This window comes from Variovorax sp. GW821-FHT09D05, from assembly GCF_059416325.1.
In genome coordinates, this window is record NZ_JBWKOZ010000004.1 from 489,353 (window position 1) to 511,451 (window position 22,099).

General features: G+C 68.5%; 17 protein-coding genes. 14 read left to right on the forward strand and 3 right to left on the reverse strand.

Annotation, left to right across the window (positions count from 1 at the left end; translation table 11 throughout):
• Positions 1-21: 21 nt before the first annotated feature.
• The 14 genes from gspL (at position 22) to AC07O3_RS13620 (ending at position 19,805) form a co-directional block, all read left to right on the forward strand.
• Positions 22-1,233, forward strand: coding sequence for a type II secretion system protein GspL (gene gspL, locus AC07O3_RS13555; protein ID WP_495339536.1), 1,212 nt, complete (start codon positions 22-24; stop codon positions 1,231-1,233).
• Entirely contained in the window at positions 1,230-1,778 is a 549-nt protein-coding gene (locus AC07O3_RS13560) for a type II secretion system protein M (RefSeq protein ID WP_495339537.1), read from the forward strand. The genes gspL and AC07O3_RS13560 overlap by 4 nt, the downstream gene beginning before the upstream one ends.
• Before the next feature lie 13 nt (positions 1,779-1,791).
• On the forward strand, positions 1,792-2,592 hold the full coding sequence (gspN, locus tag AC07O3_RS13565; RefSeq protein ID WP_495339538.1) for a type II secretion system protein N: 801 nt from the start codon (positions 1,792-1,794) through the stop codon (positions 2,590-2,592).
• Positions 2,593-2,597: 5 nt separating this feature from the next.
• A complete protein-coding gene (gene gspD, locus AC07O3_RS13570) occupies positions 2,598-4,898 on the forward strand; it encodes a type II secretion system secretin GspD (RefSeq protein WP_093172610.1) in 2,301 nt (766 codons plus the stop codon).
• 16 nt (positions 4,899-4,914) lie between these two features.
• On the forward strand, positions 4,915-6,306 hold the full coding sequence (locus tag AC07O3_RS13575) for a GspE/PulE family protein (protein ID WP_093048284.1): 1,392 nt from the start codon (positions 4,915-4,917) through the stop codon (positions 6,304-6,306).
• 18 nt (positions 6,307-6,324) lie between these two features.
• Complete coding sequence (gene gspF / locus AC07O3_RS13580; protein ID WP_093048281.1) at positions 6,325-7,563, forward strand: type II secretion system inner membrane protein GspF; 1,239 nt, start codon at positions 6,325-6,327, stop codon at positions 7,561-7,563.
• A gap of 124 nt (positions 7,564-7,687) precedes the next feature.
• A complete protein-coding gene (locus AC07O3_RS13585; RefSeq protein ID WP_056509256.1) occupies positions 7,688-8,587 on the forward strand; it encodes a 5'-nucleotidase in 900 nt (299 codons plus the stop codon).
• Between the two features lie 202 nt (positions 8,588-8,789).
• Positions 8,790-8,966: a hypothetical protein gene (locus AC07O3_RS13590; RefSeq protein ID WP_177142251.1), complete on the forward strand. Its 177-nt coding sequence runs from the start codon at positions 8,790-8,792 to the stop codon at positions 8,964-8,966.
• Between the two features lie 20 nt (positions 8,967-8,986).
• On the forward strand, positions 8,987-11,272 hold the full coding sequence (locus tag AC07O3_RS13595; RefSeq protein ID WP_354339167.1) for a phosphocholine-specific phospholipase C: 2,286 nt from the start codon (positions 8,987-8,989) through the stop codon (positions 11,270-11,272).
• Between the two features lie 108 nt (positions 11,273-11,380).
• Positions 11,381-13,624, forward strand: a complete 2,244-nt coding sequence (locus AC07O3_RS13600) for a phosphocholine-specific phospholipase C (RefSeq protein WP_495339539.1) — start codon at positions 11,381-11,383, stop codon at positions 13,622-13,624.
• A 127-nt stretch (positions 13,625-13,751) separates the two neighbouring features.
• On the forward strand, positions 13,752-13,925 hold the full coding sequence (locus AC07O3_RS13605) for a hypothetical protein (RefSeq protein WP_179830479.1): 174 nt from the start codon (positions 13,752-13,754) through the stop codon (positions 13,923-13,925).
• Between the two features lie 28 nt (positions 13,926-13,953).
• Positions 13,954-16,212 carry a phosphocholine-specific phospholipase C gene (locus AC07O3_RS13610; RefSeq protein WP_495339540.1) on the forward strand — a complete coding sequence of 753 codons (2,259 nt, stop codon included), beginning with the start codon at positions 13,954-13,956 and terminating at the stop codon, positions 16,210-16,212.
• Between the two features lie 20 nt (positions 16,213-16,232).
• The gene (locus AC07O3_RS13615) at positions 16,233-17,627 is read left to right on the forward strand and encodes an 8-oxoguanine deaminase (RefSeq protein WP_495339541.1); all 1,395 of its coding nucleotides are present in this window, start codon (positions 16,233-16,235) and stop codon (positions 17,625-17,627) included.
• 168 nt (positions 17,628-17,795) lie between these two features.
• A complete protein-coding gene (locus AC07O3_RS13620; protein WP_495339542.1) occupies positions 17,796-19,805 on the forward strand; it encodes a lipoxygenase family protein in 2,010 nt (669 codons plus the stop codon).
• An 18-nt stretch (positions 19,806-19,823) separates the two neighbouring features.
• Here AC07O3_RS13620 and AC07O3_RS13625 read toward each other — a convergent pair whose 3' ends face one another.
• From AC07O3_RS13625 to AC07O3_RS13635, 3 genes are read right to left on the reverse strand one after another with little or no spacing between them, the layout of a single operon-like run.
• Entirely contained in the window at positions 19,824-21,110 is a 1,287-nt protein-coding gene (locus AC07O3_RS13625; protein WP_495339543.1) for a c-type cytochrome, read from the reverse strand.
• A gap of 13 nt (positions 21,111-21,123) precedes the next feature.
• On the reverse strand, positions 21,124-21,831 hold the full coding sequence (locus AC07O3_RS13630; protein ID WP_495339544.1) for a c-type cytochrome: 708 nt from the start codon (positions 21,829-21,831) through the stop codon (positions 21,124-21,126).
• Positions 21,828-22,016 carry a DUF2970 domain-containing protein gene (locus tag AC07O3_RS13635; protein WP_093050271.1) on the reverse strand — a complete coding sequence of 63 codons (189 nt, stop codon included), beginning with the start codon at positions 22,014-22,016 and terminating at the stop codon, positions 21,828-21,830. Before AC07O3_RS13635 ends, AC07O3_RS13630 begins: the two co-directional genes overlap by 4 nt.
• Positions 22,017-22,099: the final 83 nt, after the last annotated feature.

Below are 22,099 nucleotides of genomic sequence, written 5' to 3' on the forward strand. Positions count from 1 at the left end.
ACCGGCTTTTCCAAGATCCACATGACTCCCCTGCTGCTCATTGCCCCCCTCCCTCCGGCCGATGCCGCGGGCGAGTACGACTGGGCCCAGGCAGGCGACGACGGCATTGCATTGCGCAACCAGGGCCGCGCGTTGCTGGCGCTCCTGCCCTCGAGCGCCGAGGTCATGCTCGGCATTCCTTCCGTCGCGCTCTCGTGGCACCGCGTCACGCTGCCCAAGGGCAGCATGGGCAGCGCGTCGAAGCTGCGCGCGGTGCTCGACGGCCTGCTCGAGGAACACCTGCTCGACGAACCCGAAGCCCTGCACTTCGCGCTCGAACCCGACGCCAAGGCCGGCGCGCCCGTGTGGGTCGCGGCCTGCAACCGCATCTGGCTGCGCAACGTCGTGCAAGGGCTCGAAGCGGCCGGCCGTCGCGTGGTGCGCATCGTCCCTGAATTCGCGCCGCAGCCGGTCGACGGCCCGCCGCTGCTGCTGGTCACGGGCGAGCCCGAGGCGCCGCAGCTCACGGTGTGCGACGCCGACGGCGTGGTCTCGCTGCCGCTGGCCGGCGCGGGGCTGGCCCTGTCGGGCGGCCTGCCGCTGGACACCGCCGTCATCACCACCGAACCCGCCGTGGCCGAAGCGGCCGAGCAGTTGCTCGAGCGCCGCGTGCCCATCGTGCAATCGCCGCAGCGCTGGCTGCAGGCCGCGCGCACGCCCTGGGAGCTCGCGCAGTTCGACCTCGCTGCAACCGGCCGCGCACGCGCCGGCAAGAAATTCGCATCGGTCCTGCAAACGCTGCGCTATGCGCCCGAGTGGCGCGCCGCGCGCTGGGGCGTGGTCGTGCTGCTGCTGACCCAGCTGATCGGACTCAACGCTTGGGCCTGGAAGGAACGCAGTGCGCTCGAATCGAAACGGCAGGCTGCCAAGGCCATGCTGACCCAGACCTTCCCCTCGGTGAAGATCGTGGTCGACGCGCCGGTGCAGATGCAGCGCGAAGTTGCCGCATTGCAGCAGGCCGTGGGCGACGTGGCGGGCAGCGACTTCGAACCCATGGTCGGCGCGCTCGCCGCCAACCTGCCGCCCGGCAAGGTGCCGAGCGCGGTCGACTACAGCGCCGGGCAGTTGCGCCTGCGCGGCCTCGGGCTGCAGCCGTCGGAGGTCTCGCAGATCACCGGCGCGCTGGCGCCGCGCGGCTACAACGTGCGCACCGAAGGCGACCTCCTGCTGGTGCAGGCCGAGGCCAACCGATGAATTTCAGCGAACAGCTCAAGGCCCACTGGGCCACCCTGGAGGTGCGCGAGCGCCGCATGGTCTACGCCGCCGCCGCACTCGTGGCACTGGCCTTGCTTTGGTGGATTGCGCTCGCCCCCGCGCTGCGCACGCTGGCCGCGGCACCGGTCGAACATGCGCAACTCGATGCGCAGTTGCAGCAGATGGCCACCTTGCAGAACCGCGCGAAGGCACTGCAATCGCAGCCGCGCCTGAACCGCGACGACGCGCTGCGTGCGCTCGAGACCTCGGTGCGCGACAGCTTCGGCGCCGGCAACGCGCAGCTCGTGACGACCGGCGGCGACGGTGCTGCCGCCGTCTCGCTGCGGTCCGCGCCCGCTGCCACCGTCGCCCAATGGCTCGGCCAGGCCCGCGGCAACGCGCATGCCGTGCCGCGCGAAGTCCACCTGACCCGCGCGCCGACCGCAGCGCCGGCCACACCGTCGCCCGGCGCAAAGGACGCGCCGAAGACGCCGCAGGTCCGCTGGGACGGCACCGTCGTCATGGCGCTGCCCGCGGCGCGATGAGCAACAGGCCCGCATGCTGACCCGCCCTCCGATCTCCGAACCCCGGCCGCACCGCGGCTGGCACTGGGCCCTGCTCGGCATCACGGTCGGCGCGCTGCTGGCGGTGATGCTGTTCGCGCCGGCGCGCTGGCTCGCGGCGGCGCTGTCGAACTGGAGCCATGGCCGCCTCGTGCTGGCCAACCCGCGCGGCACCGTCTGGAACGGCACGGCCGCCGTGGTCTTCGCCAGCGGCGCCGGCGGCGCGCAGGCGGTGTCGCTGCCCGGCCTGCTGCACTGGCGCATGCGCCCGGGCTGGAGCGGCATCGCCGCCAGCCTCGACCTGCCCTGCTGCGCCGCGCAGCCGCTCGAACTCAAGGCCAGCCCGCGCGCCGGCGGCATGCAGCTCGCATGGCAGGACAGCCGCTCGCGCTGGCCCGCCACCCTGCTCACCGGTCTGGGCGCGCCCTGGAACACGCTCAAGCTCGAAGGCGCGCTCGACCTGTCCACCAAGGCCTTCTCGATGCAGTGGGACGGCCCCGCGCTGCGCGTTGCAGGCCAGGCCACGCTCGACGCCACCGATGTTTCCTCCAGCCTGTCGACCCTGCGGCCGATGGGCAGCTACCGGCTCTCACTCGAAGGCGGCACCCGCCCCACGCTGCTGCTCAGCACGCGCGAGGGCAGCCTCGAACTGAACGGCAGCGGCAGCTGGAACGGCACTTCCTTCCGCTTCAACGGCGAAGCCAGTGCCGCCCCCGGCCGCGAAGACGCGCTTTCCAATTTGTTGAACATCATCGGACGGCGCGAGAACGCGCGTTCGATCATCACCCTGGGTTGATCCTCATGATGAAGCCACTGTTTTCGACCGGCACCGTCGCACTCGCCGTGCGCGTGCTGATCGCCGCCACGTTCCTACAGGGCGCCCCCGCCGCGTTCGCGCAGACCGGCGATGCGCCGCGCCGCGGCGAGCCGATCACGCTGAACTTCTCCAACGCCGACATCGAGGCCGTGGCCCGCACCATGGCGGTGGTCACGGGCCGCGACGTGGTGGTCGACCCGCGCGTCAAGGGCACGATGAACCTCGTCACCGACCGCGCCATCCAGCCGGCCGCCGCCTTCAACCAGTTCGCCTCGGCGCTGCGCCTGCAGGGCTTCGCGGTGGTGGAAGCCGACGGCCTCTACAAGGTGGTGCCCGAGGCCGACGCCAAGCTGCAGAGCAGCACCGTCAACACATCCATCAGCGCCACGGCGTCCAGCGGCAGCAACCAGATCGTCACGCAGATCTTCCGGCTCAACTACGAGTCGCCGAACAACCTGCTGCCGGTGCTGCGCCCGCTGATTCCGCCGAACAACACCATCAACGTGAACCCGGGCAACAACTCGCTCGTGATCACCGACTACGCCGACAACATGCGCCGGCTGGCGCGCATCATCGCGTCGCTCGACGTGCCGAATGCGTCCGACATCGAGGTCATCCAGCTCAGGCACTCGGTTGCCACCGACATGGTGCCGCTGGTGCAGCGCCTGGTCGACGGCGGCGGCTCCGGCGCCCCGGGCGGCGCCGCACCCGGTGCGACCGATGCGTCGTTCCGCACCACGCTCATGGCCGACCCGCGCAGCAACTCGCTGATCTTGCGCGCGGCCAACCCGGCACGCGTGGCGCTGGTGCGCACGCTGGTCGAGAAGCTCGACCGCCCGCCGACGGAAAGCAGCAACGGCCTGGCCGGCAACATCTACGTGGTCTACCTGAAGAACGCCGACGCGGTGCGCCTCGCGGCCACGCTGCGCGCCGCGATGGCGGCGAACCAGCAGAACACCACGCCAGGCGCTGCCGGTGCTGCGGGTGGCGGCGCGGCGCCCCAGCAGAGCGCGCCGCAGGCCATGCAGGTGAACCTGAACAGCGGCGGCAACCAGAGCGGTGGCTCGGCCGCCGCCAACGCGCCGCTCAACAACGCCAACCAGCCCTCGACCGGCGGCCAGATCCAGGCCGACCCGACGACCAACTCGCTGATCATCACCGCGCCCGAGCCGCAGTACCGCCAGATGCGCGCCGTGATCGACAAGCTCGACGGCCGGCGCGCGCAGGTCATGATCGAGGCGCTGATCGTCGAGGTCAACGCCACCAAGGCCGCCAAGTTCGGCGTGCAGTGGCAAAGCGCGCTGGGCAACAACGCCGTCATCGGCACCAACTCCACCCTCAACGGCGGCAACATCCTGGCGCTGACCCAGGCGCTGGCCACCAAGGATGCCTCCGGCCTTGCAACGTCGATCCAGCCCGGCCTGAACCTCGGCATTGCCGGCAAGATCGGTGGCCAGTACATCCTGGGCGCGGTGGCGAATTTCTTCAGCAACGATAACGACGCCAACGTGCTCTCGACGCCCAACCTGCTGACGCTGGACAACGAAGAAGCCAAGATCGTCATCGGCCAGAACGTGCCGTTCCCGACCGGCTCCTACGCCAGCACCTCGGGCTCGGTGGGCGTGAACCCGTTCACCACCGTCGAGCGCAAGGACGTCGGCCTCACCCTGCGCGTGCGTCCGACCATCAACGAGAACGGCACTGTGAAGATGACGATCTTCCAGGAGATCTCGAACGTCGCGCCCGGCACCACCACCGACCCCAACGGCCCCACCACCAACAAGCGCTCGCTCGAATCCAGCGTGCTGGTGGAAGACGGCGGGCTCGTCATGCTCGGCGGCCTGCTGTCGGACACCTACGGCACCAACACTGAAAAGGTGCCCTTTGCTGGCGACATCCCGGTGGTCGGTAACCTGTTCAAGAGCGAGAACCGCTCGCGCGTCAAGAACAACCTGATGATGTTCCTGCGCCCGGTGGTGATGCGCGACGCCACGGCGACCGAAGCCTTCGCATTCGATCGCTACGACCAGATCCGTGGCCTGCAGCAGGCGACCCAGCCCAACACCGACAACGTGATGCTGCGCAACGTGAATGCCGCGCCCGTGCTGCCGGAGTCGCCGCCGTTGGGCACCAGCAGCAACAGCCGGGGCGGCCTGCGCGAGCAAGGCACCCAACTGATCCCACCGCCCGCGCTGCCCGCCGACAACCGCAAGCTGGCGCCGAGCGCCCTGCGCGGCGCCCTGCCGCCGACCGCCGACCCCGTGAGCACGCGCGAACTGCCTTGATACTGCCTTGATGTCCATGCGCTATCCCCTGCCCTACGCCTTCGCACGCAGCCAGCAGCTTTTGCTCGAGGAGACCGACGACGGCCGCTACACGCTGTGGATGTCGAGCCACCCGGCGCGCAGCGCGGTCGGCGAGGTGTCGCGCAAGTACGGCGTGCAGGCCTTCGAGGTGCTGGCCGACGGCGCGCTGGCGCAGCGCATCAGCGCGGCGTACGCGCAGGGCGAGTCGAGCGCCGCCGCGGTGGTGAGCGAGGTGCAGAACGACGCCGATCTCTCGCGCATGATGCAGGAGCTGCCCGCGGTCGAAGACTTGCTGGCAAGCGCTGGCGACGCGCCCATCATCCGCATGCTGAACGCGCTGCTCACGCAGGCCGCGCGCGACGGCGCCAGCGACATCCACATCGAGCCCTACGAGCGCACCTCGTCCGTGCGTTTTCGCATCGACGGCACGCTGCGCGAGGTGGTGCAGCCCAACCGCGCGCTGCACGCCGCGCTGATCTCGCGCCTGAAGATCATGGCCGACCTCGACATCTCCGAAAAGCGGCTGCCGCAGGACGGACGCATCTCCTTGCGCATCGGCACGCGCGCGGTCGACGTGCGGGTGTCGACGCTGCCGAGCGCGCACGGCGAACGCGCGGTGCTGCGCCTCCTGGACAAGAGCGAATCGAAGCTCACGCTCGAATCGGTGGGCATGCAGGGCGACACGCTGGAGCGCTTCGAGAAGCTCATCTCGCAGCCGCACGGCATCATTCTCGTGACCGGCCCCACGGGCTCGGGCAAGACCACCACGCTGTACGCCGCGCTGGCCCGGCTCGACGCGAGCCGCAGCAACATCATGACGGTGGAAGACCCCATCGAGTACGAGCTGCCGGGCGTGGGCCAGACGCAGATCAACGCCAAGATCGAACTCACCTTCGCCAAGGCCCTGCGCGCGATCCTGCGGCAGGACCCTGACGTCATCATGATCGGCGAAATCCGTGACTTCGAGACCGCGCAGATCGCCATCCAGGCCTCGCTGACCGGTCACCTGGTGCTGGCCACGCTGCACACCAACGACTCGGTCAGCGCCGTCACGCGCCTGACCGACATGGGCGTGGAGCCTTTTCTTCTGAGCTCGTCTCTGCTCGGCGTGCTCGCGCAGCGCCTCGTGCGCAAGGTGTGCACGGTGTGCGCCGGCGCGGGCTGCGAAGTGTGCGGCCAGACCGGCTATCAGGGCCGCACCGGCATCTTCGAGCTGCTGGTGGCCGACGAAACCGTGCAGGGCCTGATCCACAGCAAGGCGGCCGAGAGCGAACTGCTCAAGGCCGGCGCGCGCGGCGGCCTGCGCCTGATGCGCGAAGACGGCGAACGGCTGGTGCAGGCTGGCGTCACTTCGCGCGCCGAACTGCTGCGCGTCACGCGAGACTAAGCCGCCCCGGCGCTCCCCATGCCCGCCTATTCCTTCGAAGCCATCGACGCCAGCGGCCAGAGCCGCGAAGGCGTGCTCGAGGCCGACACCGCACGCAGCGCGCGCAGCCTGCTGCGGGCGCAGGCGCTCATTCCGCTGTCGGTCAAGCCGGTCGGAAGCGACCACGTCAACGGCACCGGCCAGCGCAGCACCCTCAGCCGCTGGCTCGGCGGCGGCAAGCGCGTCTTCAATTCCACCGGCCTCGCGGTGTGGACGCGGCAGCTCGCGGGCCTCGTCTCGTCGGGCCTGCCGCTGGAACGCGCGCTCACGGCACTCACCGACGAAGCCGAGTCAGAGCAGCAGCGCAACCTTGTCGCGTCGCTGCGCGCCGAAGTCAACGCGGGCTCGCCGTTCGCGCGTGCGCTGTCGGCACATCCGCGCGAGTTCTCGCCCATCTACACGGCCGTGATCGGCGCCGGCGAACAGAGCGGCAACCTCGGCCTCGTGCTCGACCGCCTCGCCGACGACCTCGAAGAGCGCCAGGCGCTGCAGCAGAAGCTGATCGGCGCGGCGCTGTACCCGGCCATCGTCACGCTGGTGGCGATCGTGATCGTGATCTTCCTCGTGAGCTACGTGGTGCCGCAGGTGGCGCAGGTTTTTGCGGGCACCAAGCGCTCGCTGCCCTTTCTCACCACCGTGATGCTGTCGCTGAGCGCGGGTGTGCGCAACTATGGCTGGTGGATGCTGTGCGCCGTCGTGCTCGCGGCCATCGGCGCGCGGCTGGCGCTGGCCCAGGAGGCCTTCCGCCTGAAGTTCGATGCCGTCTGGCTCAAGCTGCCGCTGGTCGGAAAGCTCGCGCGCGGCTACAACGCAGCGCGCTTCGCGAGCACGCTCGCCATGCTGGCCACGGCAGGCGTGCCGATCCTGCGTGCGCTGCAGGCGGCTTCCGAGACGCTGAGCAACCGCGCCATGCGCGCCGACGCGCTCGACGCGCTGGTGCTGGTGCGCGAAGGCGCGCCGCTGGCCTCGGCGCTGGCGCAGAAGAAGCGCTTTCCGGGCCTGGTGTCGATGTTCGCGCGCCTCGGCGAGCAGACCGGCACCCTGCCGCTGATGCTGCAACGCGCGGCCAACCAGCTCAGTGCCGAAGTGCAGCGCCGCGCGATGCATCTGGCAACCATCCTGGAGCCGCTGCTCATCGTGGCGATGGGCGGGGTGGTGATGCTGATTGTTCTGGCCGTGATGCTGCCTATCATCCAGCTGAACCAGTTCGTGAAATGAAGCACACCCCCAGGCTTGCCCACTTCGTGTGGCCTCCAACCCCCTTGCCGGGGGCGGTGCGGCCGCTTCGGGCGGCCGTGCGCGGCGCACCTGCTGGAATAAGTCAGGTCCATGGGGAAACGCCATGCCTGTGACTCTCGAAGACAAGCTCGTGGTCGCGATCTCCTCGCGTGCCCTGTTCAACCTCGAAGAAGAAAACAAGATCTTCGAGGCCGGGGACAACGAGGGCTACATGAAGCTGCAGCTCGATCGCATCGATGTGCCGGCCGCACCAGGCATTGCGTATTCGCTGATCCGCAAGCTGCTGCGCTTCAACGAAGACGGCGTGCAGCGCGTCGAGGTCGTGATTCTTTCGCGCAACGACCCGGTCTCGGGCATGCGCATCTTCAAGTCGAGCGCGGCCGCCGACATCAAGCTGCAGCGCGGCGTGTTCACACAGGGCCGACCGCCCTTCGGCTACCTGCGCCCGCTGCGCGCGCACCTGTTTCTCTCGGTCAACGCGCAGGACGTGCGCGAGGCGCTCATCGCGGGCTTTCCGGCTGCGCGTGTGCTGGTCGAATCGGTAAAGGCCAGCGACGCCTGGCCGAACGAAGTGCGCATTGCCTTCGACGGCGATGCGGTGCTGTTCTCGGACGAGGCCGAGCGCGTGTTCCAGGCCGAAGGGCTCGACGCCTTCCAGGCCCACGAGCTCAGCAAGGCCGACCTGCCCTTGCCCGAAGGGCCGTTCAAGCCGCTGCTGATGGCGCTGCACCGGCTGCAGATGGCCGGCAACGCGCAGATGCGCATCCGCACCGCGCTCGTCACCGCGCGCAGCGCACCGGCGCACGAGCGCGCGATCCGCACGCTCATGAAGTGGAACATCCGCGTCGACGAAGCCATGTTCCTCGGCGGCCTGCCCAAGGGCGAGTTCCTGCGCGAGTTCGAGCCCGATTTCTTCTTCGACGACCAGACCGGTCATGTCGATGCGGCCTCGCGCCACGTGCCCGCCGGGCATGTATCGAGCGGTATCAGCAACGAGCCCTGAGCGCTGCGCTTGAACGCGGCGCCAGGCCGCGCCACGCCGTCATTTCGCCGATCCTGACGCTGCCTTGGGCAGTGCGTTGTCACGCGCCTGACTTCTCTGCGTCATCCCAAGTTAACCAGTCGGTAACGGGTTATCCCTAGTCTCGTGGCCCAGGTGCGCCCCCTCACGCACCTTCCAGAACCACATAACAAAGGACCGATCCATGCGACTTCTTTTTCTCCGCACGCGGCTTGCGCCCGTGCTGTTCCTGGCCTGCGTGCTCTCTGCGTGCGGTGGTGGCAGCGGTGGCGGCGGCTTCTTCGGCGGCACGCCGACGACGCCGACCACACCCACCCCGCCCGACAACACTCCGAAGCCCGAGATGCGCTGCGCGCCCTGAGCGCCGCCAGGAACTACTCAATGACCTCCCGCCGCAAATTCCTCACGGGCACAGCCACGACTGGCGCTGCCGCCCTCGCGCTCTCTGCCTTTCCGCCGAGCATCCGCCGCGCGCTCGCCATTCCGGCCAACAACAAGACCGGCACCATCCAGGACGTCGAGCACGTCGTGATCCTGATGCAGGAGAACCGTTCGTTCGACCACTACTTCGGCATGCTCATGGGCGTGCGCGGCTTCGGTGACCGCTTCGCCATTCCGCTGATCGGCGGGCGCCGCGTGTGGGAGCAGAGCGACGCCGACGGCAAGGTGGTGCTGCCGTACCACCTCGACCAGACCCTGGGCAACGCGCAACGCGTCAGCGGCACGCCGCACAGCTGGCTCGACGCGCAGAACGCCTGGGACGGCGGGCGCCTCAACCAATGGCCGAAGTACAAGGCCACCGGCACGGCGCCCTTCACGCAATCGATGGGCTATCTGCAAGAGGCTGAACTGCAGTTCCAGTACGCACTGGCCAACGCCTTCACCGTGTGCGACAGCTACCACTGCGGCATGCACACCGGCACAAACTCCAACCGCCTGTTCCACTGGAGCGGCACCAACGGCCCCTCGGGCCAGACCAGCGCCGGCGTGGCGGGCGTCGCCTCGGTGGACAACACCTGGGAGAACCTGCGGTTTCCATGGGACCCCACCGACAACCCCGGTGTCGATTCGACCACCTTCGGCTGCAACTGGAAGACCTACCCGGAGCGCCTGCAGGACGCCAAGGTCAGCTGGATCGTCTACCAGAACCTGCCCGACAACTTCACCGACAACCCGCTGGCCGGCTTCCAGCAATACCGGGTGGCCAACAAGGCTTCAGGCAAGAACAACGAGCGCTACGACGGCGACGCCAGCCCGCCCGTGGGCACGACGCTGCCGGCCTACGACCCCGCCAGCGACGACGCGGGCAACCCGCTCTACAAGGGCATCGCCAACACCATGCCCGACGGCGGCCTGCTCGGCGCGTTCAAGCAGGACGTGGCCAGCGGCAAGCTCGCGCAGGTGTCGTGGATCGTCGCGCCCGCCGACTACTCCGAACACCCCGGGCCTTCGAGCCCCGTGCAGGGCGCCTGGTACATCCAGCAGGTGCTTGATGCGCTCACCGCATCGCCCGACGTGTGGAGCAAGACGGTGTTCATCGTCAACTTCGACGAGAACGATGGCTACTTCGACCACGTGCCGTCGCCTTCCGCGCCGTCGATCAACCCCGACAAGAGCGCGGCGGGCAAGACCACGCTCGGCGACGCCGATGTCGCGTTCGAGCGCTACAACCACCCGCTGGTGACCGGCACGCCCAGCGGCGTGCCCCAGCCGGACGGCCGCGTCTACGGCCCCGGCCCGCGCGTGCCGATGTACGTCATCTCGCCATGGAGCCGCGGCGGCTGGGTCAACTCGCAGGTGTTCGACCACACCTCGGTGCTGCGTTTTCTTGAAGCGCGATTCGGCGTGAAGGAAACGAACATCTCGCCGTTCCGCCGCGCGATTGCCGGCGACCTGACCAGCGCCTTCAACTTCGCAACGCCCAACAGCGAAGTGCTGCCCACGCTCGCGGGACGCAAGACCCAGGCCGAAGCAGATCAGTTGCGCCTCGACCAGGAAGCACTGGCGCAGGTGCCGCTGCCCTCCACGCCCGCGCTGCCGCGCCAGCCCACCGGCACCCGCCCCTCGCGCGCCCTGCCGTACGAACTGCACACCAGCGCCAAGGCCGACGTGGTCAACGGCAAGCTGCAGCTGCTGTTCTCCAACACCGGCAAGGCCGCGGCCGTGTTCCATGTGTACGACAAGCTGCATCTCGATCGCCTGCCGCGCCGCTACATGGTCGAGGCCGGCAAGATGCTCGACGACACCTGGGCCGCGATGACCGATGACGGCGGCGCCTACGACCTGTGGGTGCTCGGGCCCAACGGCTTCCATCGCCACTTCAAGGGCAACCTCAACGCACTGCGCACCAGCAATGCGACGCCCGAGGTGCGCGTGTGCTACGACATCGCCAACGGCAACGTCTACCTGAGCATGCGCAACGACGGCAAGACGGCGTGCCGGTTCACCATCAACGCCAAGGCCTATCGCAACGATGGCCCATGGACCGCGACGGTGAACGGCGGCGCCAGCGTCGACCAGCACTGGGAGCTTGCGAGCAGCGGCCAGTGGTACGACTTCGCAGTCACGTGCGATGCAGATCCGGCCTACTACCGCCGCTTCGCAGGCCGTGTCGAAACGGGCAAGCACACGGTGAGCGACCCGGCCATGGGCATGGCCGACCTCTGAGCGCCGATACATTCCGATGAGAGGATGAGTGCAAGCACCTCGTGCCTGCGCTCATCATCACGGCCTGTGCCCCTGACCCCGTCCATGAAGAACCACAACAACACCCCCATGACATCACGCCGCAAATTTCTCACCAGCACCGCCACCACGGGCGCCGCCGCCCTCGCGCTCAGCGCGTTCCCACCGAGCATTCGCCGCGCGCTGGCCATACCGGCCAACAACGCCACGGGCACCATCAAGGACGTCGAGCACATCGTCATCCTGATGCAGGAGAACCGCGCCTTCGACCACTACTTCGGCACGCTCATGGGCGTGCGCGGCTTCGGCGACCGCTTCACCATTCCGCTTCCTGCTGACCGCAAGGTCTGGCAGCAGCTCGACGACGCCGGCAACGTGGTGCTGCCCTATTACCTCGACAGCACGAAGGGCAGCGCCCAGCGCGTGTCGAGCACGCCGCACACCTGGGTCGATGCGCACAACGCCTGGGATGGCGGGCGCATGTACCAGTGGCCACGCTACAAGAAGGCCGGCAAGACGCCATTCATGCAGTCCATGGGCTACCTGAAGGAAGCCGAATTGCCGTTCCAGTTCGCGCTGGCCAATGCCTTCACGATCTGCGACGACTACCACTGCGCGATGCACACCGGCACGCACGCCAACCGCTCCTTCCACTGGACCGGCACCAACGGCCCCACCGGCGCCAACGTGGCCTACGTGAACAACGTCAATGCCTGGAGCTCGACCGGCCCGTCGACCGAAGGCTACGAATGGAAGACCTACGCCGAGCGGTTGCAGGAGGCCAACGTCAGCTGGATGGTCTACCAGAACATTCCCAACAACTACGGCTGCAACCCGCTGCTGGGCTTCAAGCCCTACCGCAAGGCGAACGAAGCCTCGGGCAAGCCGGTGAGCACCTCGCTGCCGCAAGGCGCGTCGCCGGCCTACGCGCCCGGCGACGACGTGGGCAACCCGCTCTACAAGGGCACGGCCAACACGCTGCCGGTGGCCGATCAGGCCGCCTTCGACGCGGGCGCGATCATGGATGCGTTCCGCGCCGACGTGAAGAACGGCCGGCTGCCGCAGGTGTCGTGGGTGATTCCGCCCGACGTGTACTCTGAGCACCCCGGGCCTTCGAGCCCGGTGCAGGGCGCCTGGTACGTCCAGCAGGTGCTGGACGCGCTCACCGCAGTGCCCGAGGTGTGGAGCAAGACGGTGCTCTTCGTGAACTTCGACGAGAACGACGGCTACTTCGACCACGTGCCCTCGCCCTCCGCGCCTTCGCCCAACCCCGATGCATCGACGCTCGCTGGCAAGAGCACGCTTCCTGCGCAGGACATGAGCTACGAGTACTTCACGCACCCCGCGCCGCCCGGCATTCCCACCGCGCAGCCCACGCCCGACGGCAACGTGTACGGCCCCGGCATGCGCGTGCCGATGTACGTGATCTCGCCGTGGAGCCGCGGCGGCTGGGTCAACTCGCAGGTGTTCGACCACACCTCGGTGCTGCGCTTCGTCGAGGCGCGCTTCGGCGTGAAGGAGGACAACATCAGCCCGTTCCGCCGCGCGGTGTGCGGCGACCTCACGAGCGCCTTCAACTTCGCGACGCCCAACACCGAGGTGCTGCCGGTGCTCGCGGGCAGCCGCACCAAGGCCGAGGCCGACAAGGTCCGCGCCGACCAGGACGTGCTGCCGCAGGTGGTGCCGCCGGCCAACGCGCAATTGCCGCAGCAGGCCACGGGCACGCGGCCCTCGCGCGCCTTGCCCTACGAACTGCACACAAGTGCCAAGGTCGACGCGACCGGCGGCAAGCTGCAGCTGCTGTTCGCCAACACCGGCAAGGCCGCGGCAGTCTTCCACGTGTACGACAAGAAGCATCTCGATCGCCTGCCGCGCCGCTACATGGTCGAGGCGGGCAAGACGCTCGACGACACCTGGACGCCCGCCGCCGGAGACAACGGCCTCTATGACCTGTGGGTGCTCGGTCCCAACGGCTTCCATCGACAGTTCAAGGGCAATGTGAATGCGCTGGGCACAAGCAACGCTGCACCCGAAGTACGCGTGTGCTACGACATCACCAACGGCAATGTCTACCTGAACATGCGCAACGACGGCAAGGCGACTTGCAAGTTCACCGTCACCGCCAAGGCCTACCGCACAGACGGCCCGTGGACTGCGAGCGTGAACGGCGGCGCCAACGTAGACCAGCACTGGGAGCTTGCGAACAGCGGCCAGTGGTACGACTTCGCAGTCACCTGCGACGCCGACCCGGCCTACTACCGCCGCTTCGCCGGCCGCGTGGAAACCGGCAAGCACACGGTAAGCGACCCCGCGATGGGCATGGCCGACCTCTGAGCCTCGCCATGCATCGATGACGAGGCGTGGAGCGCGCAATGCGCGCTTACACCTCGGCATCGAAGGGTTCATCTCGATGTCACCCGGGCTTCCTAGCCTCGGCGCACAACATCGAGAGGATCTCCCCATGCGATTCATCACTTCGCGCACGCATCTCGCGTGCGCGCTGCTCTTCATTGCCTGCACGTTCTCCGCATGCGGCGGCAGCGACGGTGGCGGCTTCGCCGGCCTGCCCACACCGGACACCACGACACCCCCACCGGATACGGGCGTCAAGCCCGAAAAGCGCTGCGCTCCCTGATCGCCCGAAGAACCACAACAAGCTGCCCATGAATTCACGCCGCAAATTCCTCACCGGCACGGCCACCACCGGCCTTGCCGCCCTCTCGCTCAGCGCCTTCCCACCCAGCATCCGCCGCGCACTCGCCATTCCGGCCAACAACAAGACCGGCACCATCCAGGACGTCGAGCACATCGTCGTGCTGATGCAGGAAAACCGCTCCTTCGACCACTACTTCGGCACGCTGCCGGGCGTGCGCGGCTTCGGTGACCGCTTCACCGTTCCGCTGCCGGGCGGGCGCAACGTGTGGCAGCAGAGCGATGCCGATGGCAAGCTCGTGCTGCCCTACCACCTCGACCAGACCAAGGGCAACGCCCAGCGCGTGAGCGGCACGCCCCACGAGTGGCTCGACAGCCAGGAAGCATGGGACGGCGGCCGCCTCTCCCAATGGCCGCGCTACAAGACCAGCGCAGCCATGGGCTACTTCATGGAAGCCGAAGTGCCGTTCCAGTTCTCGCTGGCCAACGCCTTCACGCTCTGCGACAGCTACCACTGCGCCATGCACACCGGAACGGACGCCAACCGCTCCTTCCACCTGACGGGCACCAACGGCTCGACCGCGCAGAACGTTGCCTTCGTCAACAACGAGTGGGACTGGCTCGACGGACGCGCTTCCGCCGTGAACACCGGCTACACGTGGAAGACCTATGCCGAGCGGCTCGAAGACGCAGGCGTGAGCTGGATCTGCTACCAGAACATGCCCGACGAATGGGGCGACAACATGCTCGGCGCCTTCCGCCAGTTCAGGCGCGCCAACCGGGCCTCGCCCTTTCCGGTCTCCAGCGGCGGCGCTCCCAACGCGCCCTATTCCAACAGCGGCCAGGCAACGCCCTATCACGCCTACGACCCCGCCAGCGACAACCCTGGCAACCCGCTCTACAAGGGCATCGCCAACACCTTGCCGGGCAACAAGCCGGAGGAGTACCTGGATGCGTTCCGCAGCGACATCAAGGCCGGCCGCCTGCCGCAGGTGAGCTGGATCAACGCCCCCTCCATCTATTGCGAACACCCCGGCCCATCCAGCCCGGTGCAAGGCGCCTGGTTCCTGCAGGAAATACTGGACGCGCTGACAGCCGTGCCGGAGGTCTGGAGCAAGACCGTGGTGCTGGTCAACTTCGACGAGAACGACGGCTACTTCGACCATGTGCCGTCGCCGTCCGCGCCATCGCTGATCAACCCCATCGACTCCAGGAGCGCCGCCGCAGGCAAGACGACGCTCGCCGATGCCGACCTTGTGCACGAGTACTTCACGCAGCAGCCACCGGAAGGCAGCCGTTCGCAGCCTGCACCCGATGGCCGCGTGTTCGGCCCCGGCCCGCGCGTGCCGCTGTACGTACTCTCGCCATGGAGCCGTGGCGGCTGGGTAAACTCGCAGGTGTTCGACCACACCTCGGTGCTGCGCTTCATCGAGGCGCGCTTCGGCGTGAAGGAGCCGAACATCTCGCCCTACCGCCGCGCCGTGTGCGGCGACCTCACGAGCGCCTTCAACTTCGCGACGCCCAACAGCGAGGCCCTGCCCACGCTCACCGGCCGCAAGAACAGGACCGAGGCCGACAGGCTGCGCCTCGACCAGGAAGCGCTGACGCAGGTGCCGCTGCCGCTCGATCCGCAGTTGCCGAAGCAGCCCACCGGCACGCGCCCCTCGCGCGCCCTGCCTTACGAACTGCACACCAGCGCAAAGGCCGACGTGGTCAACGGCAAGCTGCAGTTGCTGTTCCTCAACACCGGCAAGGCCGCGGCTGTGTTCCACGTCTACGACAAGCGCCACCTCGACCGCCTGCCGCGCCGCTACATGGTCGAAGCGGGCAAGAAGCTCGACGACACCTGGGCCGCAATGGCCGACGACGCCGGCCTCTACGACCTGTGGGTGCTCGGTCCCAACGGCTTTCACCGTCACTTCAAGGGCAACCTCAACACGCTGCGCGCAGGCGATGCGGCGCAGCCCGAGGTGCGCGTGTGCTACGACATCGCCAACGGCAATGTCTACCTGAACATGCGCAACGACGGCAAGGCCGCGTGCAAGTTCACCATCGTCGCCAAGGCCTACCGTACAGACGGACCGTGGACCGCGACGGTGAACGGCGGCGCCAACGTCGACCAGCACTGGGAGCTTGCGAGCAGCGGCCAGTGGTACGACTTCGCCGTCACCTGCGATGCAGATCCAGCCTACTATCGCCGCTTCGCCGGCCGCGTGGAAACCGGCAAGCACACGGTCAGCGATCCGGCCATGGGCTTGCCCGACCTCTGAGCCCCGGCAAGAATGCCGGCATGCTGATGATTCTTCGACATGCCGACGTTCTGCTCACCATGGACGCCGCCCGGCGCGAGATCGCCGACGGCGCCGTGGTGTGCGACGGGCCCGCGGTGGCCTGGGCAGGCCCCACGGCCGACCTTCCCATCGCGTATCACGACGCTCTGCGCAACGGCCAGGCCGAGGCCATCGACATGCACGGCCATGTGGTGATGCCGGGCCTGGTCAACACGCACCACCACATGTACCAGAGCCTCACGCGCGCCGTGCCCGAGGCGCAAGACGCCGAGCTCTTCGGCTGGCTCACCAACCTGTACCTGCTGTGGGCGCGCCTCACGCCCGAGATGATCCGCGTGTCGACGCAGACCGCGATGGCCGAGCTGATGCTCTCCGGCTGCACCACCACCAGCGACCATCTCTACCTGTTTCCCAACGGCTCGAAACTCGACGATTCGATCGAGGCGGCCGACGCCATGGGCATGCGCTTCCACGCGGCGCGCGGCAGCATGAGCGTGGGCCGCAGCGCCGGCGGCCTGCCGCCCGACGAGGTGGTAGAGACCGAAGAAGCCATCCTGCGCGACAGCGAGCGGCTCATCGGCCGCTGGCACGACGCGTCGCGCCATTCGATGCGCCGCATCGTGCTCGCGCCGTGTTCGCCGTTCTCGGTGTCGCGCGACCTGATGCGGCTTTCGGCCGAGCTGGCGCGTGAGCGCGGCGTGTCGCTGCACACGCACCTGGCCGAGAACGACAACGACGTGGCCTATTCGCGCGAGAAGTTCGGCATGACGCCGGCCGAGTACGCCGAAGACCTGGGCTGGGTCGGCCGCGACGTGTGGCACGCGCACTGCGTGAAGCTCGACGAGGCCGGCATCGCGCTGTTCGGCCGCACCGGCACCGGCGTGGCGCACTGCCCCTGCTCCAACATGCGGCTGGCCTCGGGCATCGCGCCCATCGGCGCAATGCGCCGCGCGGGCGTGCCCGTGGGGCTGGGCGTGGACGGCAGCGCGTCGAACGACGGCGCGCACATGCTGGGCGAAGCACGGCAGGCCATGCTGCTGCAGCGCGTGGGCTACGGCCCGGCGGCGATGACGGCACGCGAGGCGCTGGAAATCGCCACGCTGGGCGGCGCGCAGGTGCTGGGCCGTGACGACATCGGCGCCATCGCGCCCGGCATGTCGGCGGACATCGTGGCCTTCGACATGCGCGGGGTGGCGCATGCGGGCGCGGGGCACGACCCGGTGGCGGCGCTGGTGTTCTGCACGCCGGGGACGGTGTCGCTGAGCGTGATCAACGGGGCGGTCCGCATCCGCGACGGCGGCTTTACCGGGCTGGAGCTGGCTCCGCTGCTGGCAAGGCATCGCGACCTTGCACGCACGCTCTACGACGGCGCGCGGCACCCGCACACGGCCTGAGCTCCCCGGCAGCGCCGGTTGAGTGCCTTCGAGCCCTAGGCACCAACCCTTATTGCCAACGCCAGAGCCCCTCCGCAGAATCCGCCCACTGAATAGAACGACCGTTCTATTCAGTGGCCGAGCACGCCATCGGCCTTCCCAAGATTCACAACAACAGGGAACTCCCCGATGAAGCGCAGAGACATCCTCAAATGGTCCGCCTCGGCGGGCGGCCTGGGTCTGCTGGCCGGCAAACCATCCACCGCATCGGCCGCCCTGCCGGTGCTCAAGCCCACGCTGCCGCAGAAGATCGACCCGATCAGCGCCACGCTGCGGCGGCTCGAACTGGTGGGGCGGCAGACGACTTACCTCTGGACCGAATCGCACATCAACCTGGCCGGCGTGCCGATGGGCGCGGTGGTGCCTCCGGGCGAACTGCCGGCGCTCGAACACCAGCTCAAGACCATTGCGAAGGCGCTGGAAGCCGTTACCAATTTCGCGGCCTCGTTCGCCACCAGCGCGCTGGCCTCGGGCAGCCTGCAGTCGCTCGACAACCTGCGCACGCGCCTGGCTGGCCTGCAGGCCAGCTTCGATCAGCTGCTGGCCGCCAACGGCGGGCTGGCGACGCTGCCGGCCACGGTGCTGAGCCTGCTGGGCACGCTCACCGGCACGGCGGGCGACATCGCCACGCAGCTCAAGCAGATACACCACGACCTGCTGTCGCAAGGCCCGCTGGGTGCGCTGAACGGGCCGAAGACGGTAGCGCAGTACGACGCGCTGTTCGTCACCATCGAAAAGCCGGCCATCTCGCAGCTGCTGCACGACAACGACCTGTTCGCGGCCATGCGCGTGTCCGGGCCCAACCCGATGCTGATCCAGCGCGCGACGGCGCTGCCGGCGAAGTTTCCGCTGAGCGACGCGCAGTACCGGCAGGTGATGGGCGCCGGCGACAGCCTCGCCGATGCGGCCGCCTCCGGCCGGCTCTACCTGCTCGACTACGAAGGCCTGGGCGACATGGCGCCGGCAGGCCCGCAGGTCAAGCCGCTCACCGGCACTGCCTACATCCACATGCCCATTGCACTGTTCGCCCGACCCAAGACCGGCCGCTCGCTGGTGCCGGTCGCAATCCAGTGCGGACAAGACCCGACTCTGAGCCCGATCTTCCTTCGCGTGGACGACACCGCCAACGCCGAGGCCTACTGGGCATGGCAATCGGCAAAGACCGCGGTGCAGGTGGCGGACTTCAACTACCACGAGATGTTCGTGCACCTGGGCCGCACGCACCTGATGTCGGAGGCCTTCGCGATGGCCACGCAGCGCCAGTTCGCGACCGCGCATCCGCTGAGCCGGCTGCTGTCGCCGCACCTGGAGGGCGCGATGTTCATCAACGAGTTCGCGACGCTGATCATCATGGCGCCGCTGACCACGGGCGACGTGATCCTCACCGCGCCCATCGATACGCTGCAGCGCGAGTGCGGCCGTGACCGGCTGGCCTACGACTTCTACGACCGCATGATGCTGCCCAACGACCTGCGCACGCGCGGCGTGGACGACACGGCGGCGCTGCCCGACTACCCGTACCGCGACGACGCGCTGCTGGTTTGGAACGCCATCGCGCAATGGGTCGGCGACTACGTGGCCACCTACTACCTGAGCGACGCCGATGTCACCGGCGACTACGAGCTCAAGGCCTGGGCCACCGAGCTCGCGACCAGCGGCAAGGTGCACGGCTTCCGGCCGATCACCACGCGCGCGCAGCTCATCGACGTGCTGACCGCGTTCATCTTCAACGCCAGCGCGCAGCATGCGGCGGTGAACTTCCCACAGTACTCGGTGATGACCTATGCGCCCTTCAGCGCTGGCGCGGGCGGTGTGCCGGCGCCGACAAGCAACGCGGGTCAGAACGAAGCAAGCTGGTCGCAGATGCTGCCTTCGCGGCTGGCGGCGCAGGAGCAGATTCTGCTGTTTCACATCCTCGGCGGCGTGTACTACCGGCCGCTGGGCGAGTACAAGGACAACGTCTTTCCGCACCTACCGGTGCTGCTGGACCCGGCCATCGCCGGGCAAGGCGGGCCGCTGGAGCGCTTTCGCAACGCTCTCGTCGGCATCGAGGCCACCATCCGCCAGCGCAACACCACGCGGGCGCGGCCTTACGAGCACCTGCTGCCGAGCCGCATTCCTTCGAGCACGAACATCTGAAGCGGATGCGGGCGCCGCTCAGCGGCGCATGGTGTCCAGCTGCGTGACGGGCGCGCCGTCGTTGCCCCACGAACCGCGCACGTAGGTGAGCACGGCCGCGACCTCGGCCGCATCCAGCGTCTGGCCGAACGGCGGCATGCCGTAGGGTCGCGGATTGCCGGGGGTCGAGGGCAGGAAGCCGCCGTGTGCGATCACCTGGATCAGGTTGGTGGGCCGCGCCATGTTGACTGCGCGGTTGCCCGCGAGCGGCGGGTAGGCGCCCGCCGCGCCCTGCCCCTGGTCGCCGTGGCAGTAGGCACAGCGCTGGTCGTAGATCTTCGCGCCGCGCGTCATGGTGCCGGCATCGCGGCGGATGGGGGCCTTCGCGACAACGGCGTCAGACTCGGGCTTCGGCGCATCAGGCAGGTCCTTCAGATAGCTCGCCATGGCCGTCAGGTCGGCTTCGCTCAAGTACTGCGTGCTGCGGAACACCACATCGGCCATCGGGCCCATGACCGAGCCGCGCGGTGCGACACCGCTCTTGAGCAGCGCCACCACGTCGGCCGCGGGCCAGTCGGCCACGCCGGCTTCATGCGGATCGTTGAGCGAAGGTGCGTACCAGTTCTCGACGGCGATGAGGCCGCCCGAAAGGCCCAGCCTGGTTTCGGTCGCACCCAGCGAATTGCGACTGCCGTGGCAGGCGATGCAATGGCCCAAACCGTTGACCAGGTAGGCACCCCGGTTCCATTCGGCCGGCTTGCCGGCATTGGCCACGAAGGGCTCGGGCTTGAACGACAGCACGCGCCACACGGCCAGTGCCGCCTGCGTATCGTAGGGGAAGCGCAGCCGGTGCGCCTTGTTGGGCTCGGCTGCGGGCGGCACGCTGCGCAGATAGGCGTAGATCGCGTCCGAATCCTCGCGCGTCACCTGCGTGAAATTGGGGTACGGAAACGCCGGGTACAGCAGCCGCCCGTCCTTGCTGCGGCCGTTGTGCATCGCGCGCCAGAAGTGCGCGCTGCTCCAGCCGCCGATGCCGGCCTTGTCGTCGGGCGTGAGGTTGCTCGAATAGATGGTGCCGAAGGGCGTTTCGATCGGCAGGCCGCCCGCATAGGGCTGGCCGCCGCGCGTGGTGTGGCAGCCCGCGCAGTTGCCGGCCAGCGCGAGGTAGCGTCCGCGCTCGACCAGTTGCGGCGTGGCGGCGAAGGCTTCGGCTTGCACGGGCAGCGGGTCTTCGCCGCGCAGGTTCATGGCCACGATGCCGCCGGCGGCGGCTGCGCCGAGCACGATCAGCGCCAGCAGCGTCCAGGCCAGGTGTCGGAGTTTCATGGGCGCTGCTCCGTCACTTCGGCATGCCGCCGCAAGTCACCGGCAGCGGCGCGGGCAGCGAGGCCGCGGGCTTCGTGTCGGCCGGCATCGGCTGCACGGCAAGCCAGCTCGCAACGGCGTTGATGTCGGCGGTGCTCATGCGCCGGCCGACGTCGGCCATGCAGTCGGGCGGCAGCGCATGCCGCTCGTTCGTGAGCCATGCGCCGAGCTGCGACGACACATAGAGCCGCGGCAGCCCCAGCAGCCCCGGAATGGCCGGCTGCACGCCCGTGAGCGCCGCGCCGTGGCACTGCACGCAGGCGGGTATGCCGCGCGCCGCATCGCCTTCACGCACGAGCTGGCGGCCGCGCTGAAGCTGTTCGGGCGGTGCGTCGCTGGTAGGGGAAATCGGCGGATAAGGCAGCTGCAGCCCGGCAAAGTACTCGGCCATCTCGCGCAGGTATGCATCCGACAGGTGCTGCACCATGTACGCCATGTCGCTGTTGAAGCGCCGCCCGTCCCTGAAGCTCACGAGCTGGTTGAACAGGTAGCCGGCCGGCTTGCCCGCCAGCCGCGGAAAGTAGCCCGCGTTGGTGGTCGCGCCCTCGCGGCCGTGGCAGGCGATACAGGCGGCCACGCGCTGCTCGATGGTGTCGGGCACCGTGGCCGGCGTCGCGGCGCCCGCCATGCCCTGCACGGCGAGCAGCAGCCCGGCAACGACGAGGCGAATGTGCAGCTTCATGTACCGGCAGCGTAGTGCGCCAGCGCCAGCAGCCCCGCTATCAGCAGCAGCACCATCACGAATGCCACGCCGATCAGCGGCAGGATGCCGACTTGCGCAGTCCGCTTGTCAGCGTCGGCGCGGCGGCCACCCAGCCCGATGAAACTCCAGAGAACGGCGCGCACCGCGCGCATGAGATTCGACATGGGGTCGAGTGTGGCCCAGTCGGGCCAGAAAAAACAGATGCAGATCCGCACCAATTGACCGGTGCAGATAAAGTGCTGCCGAA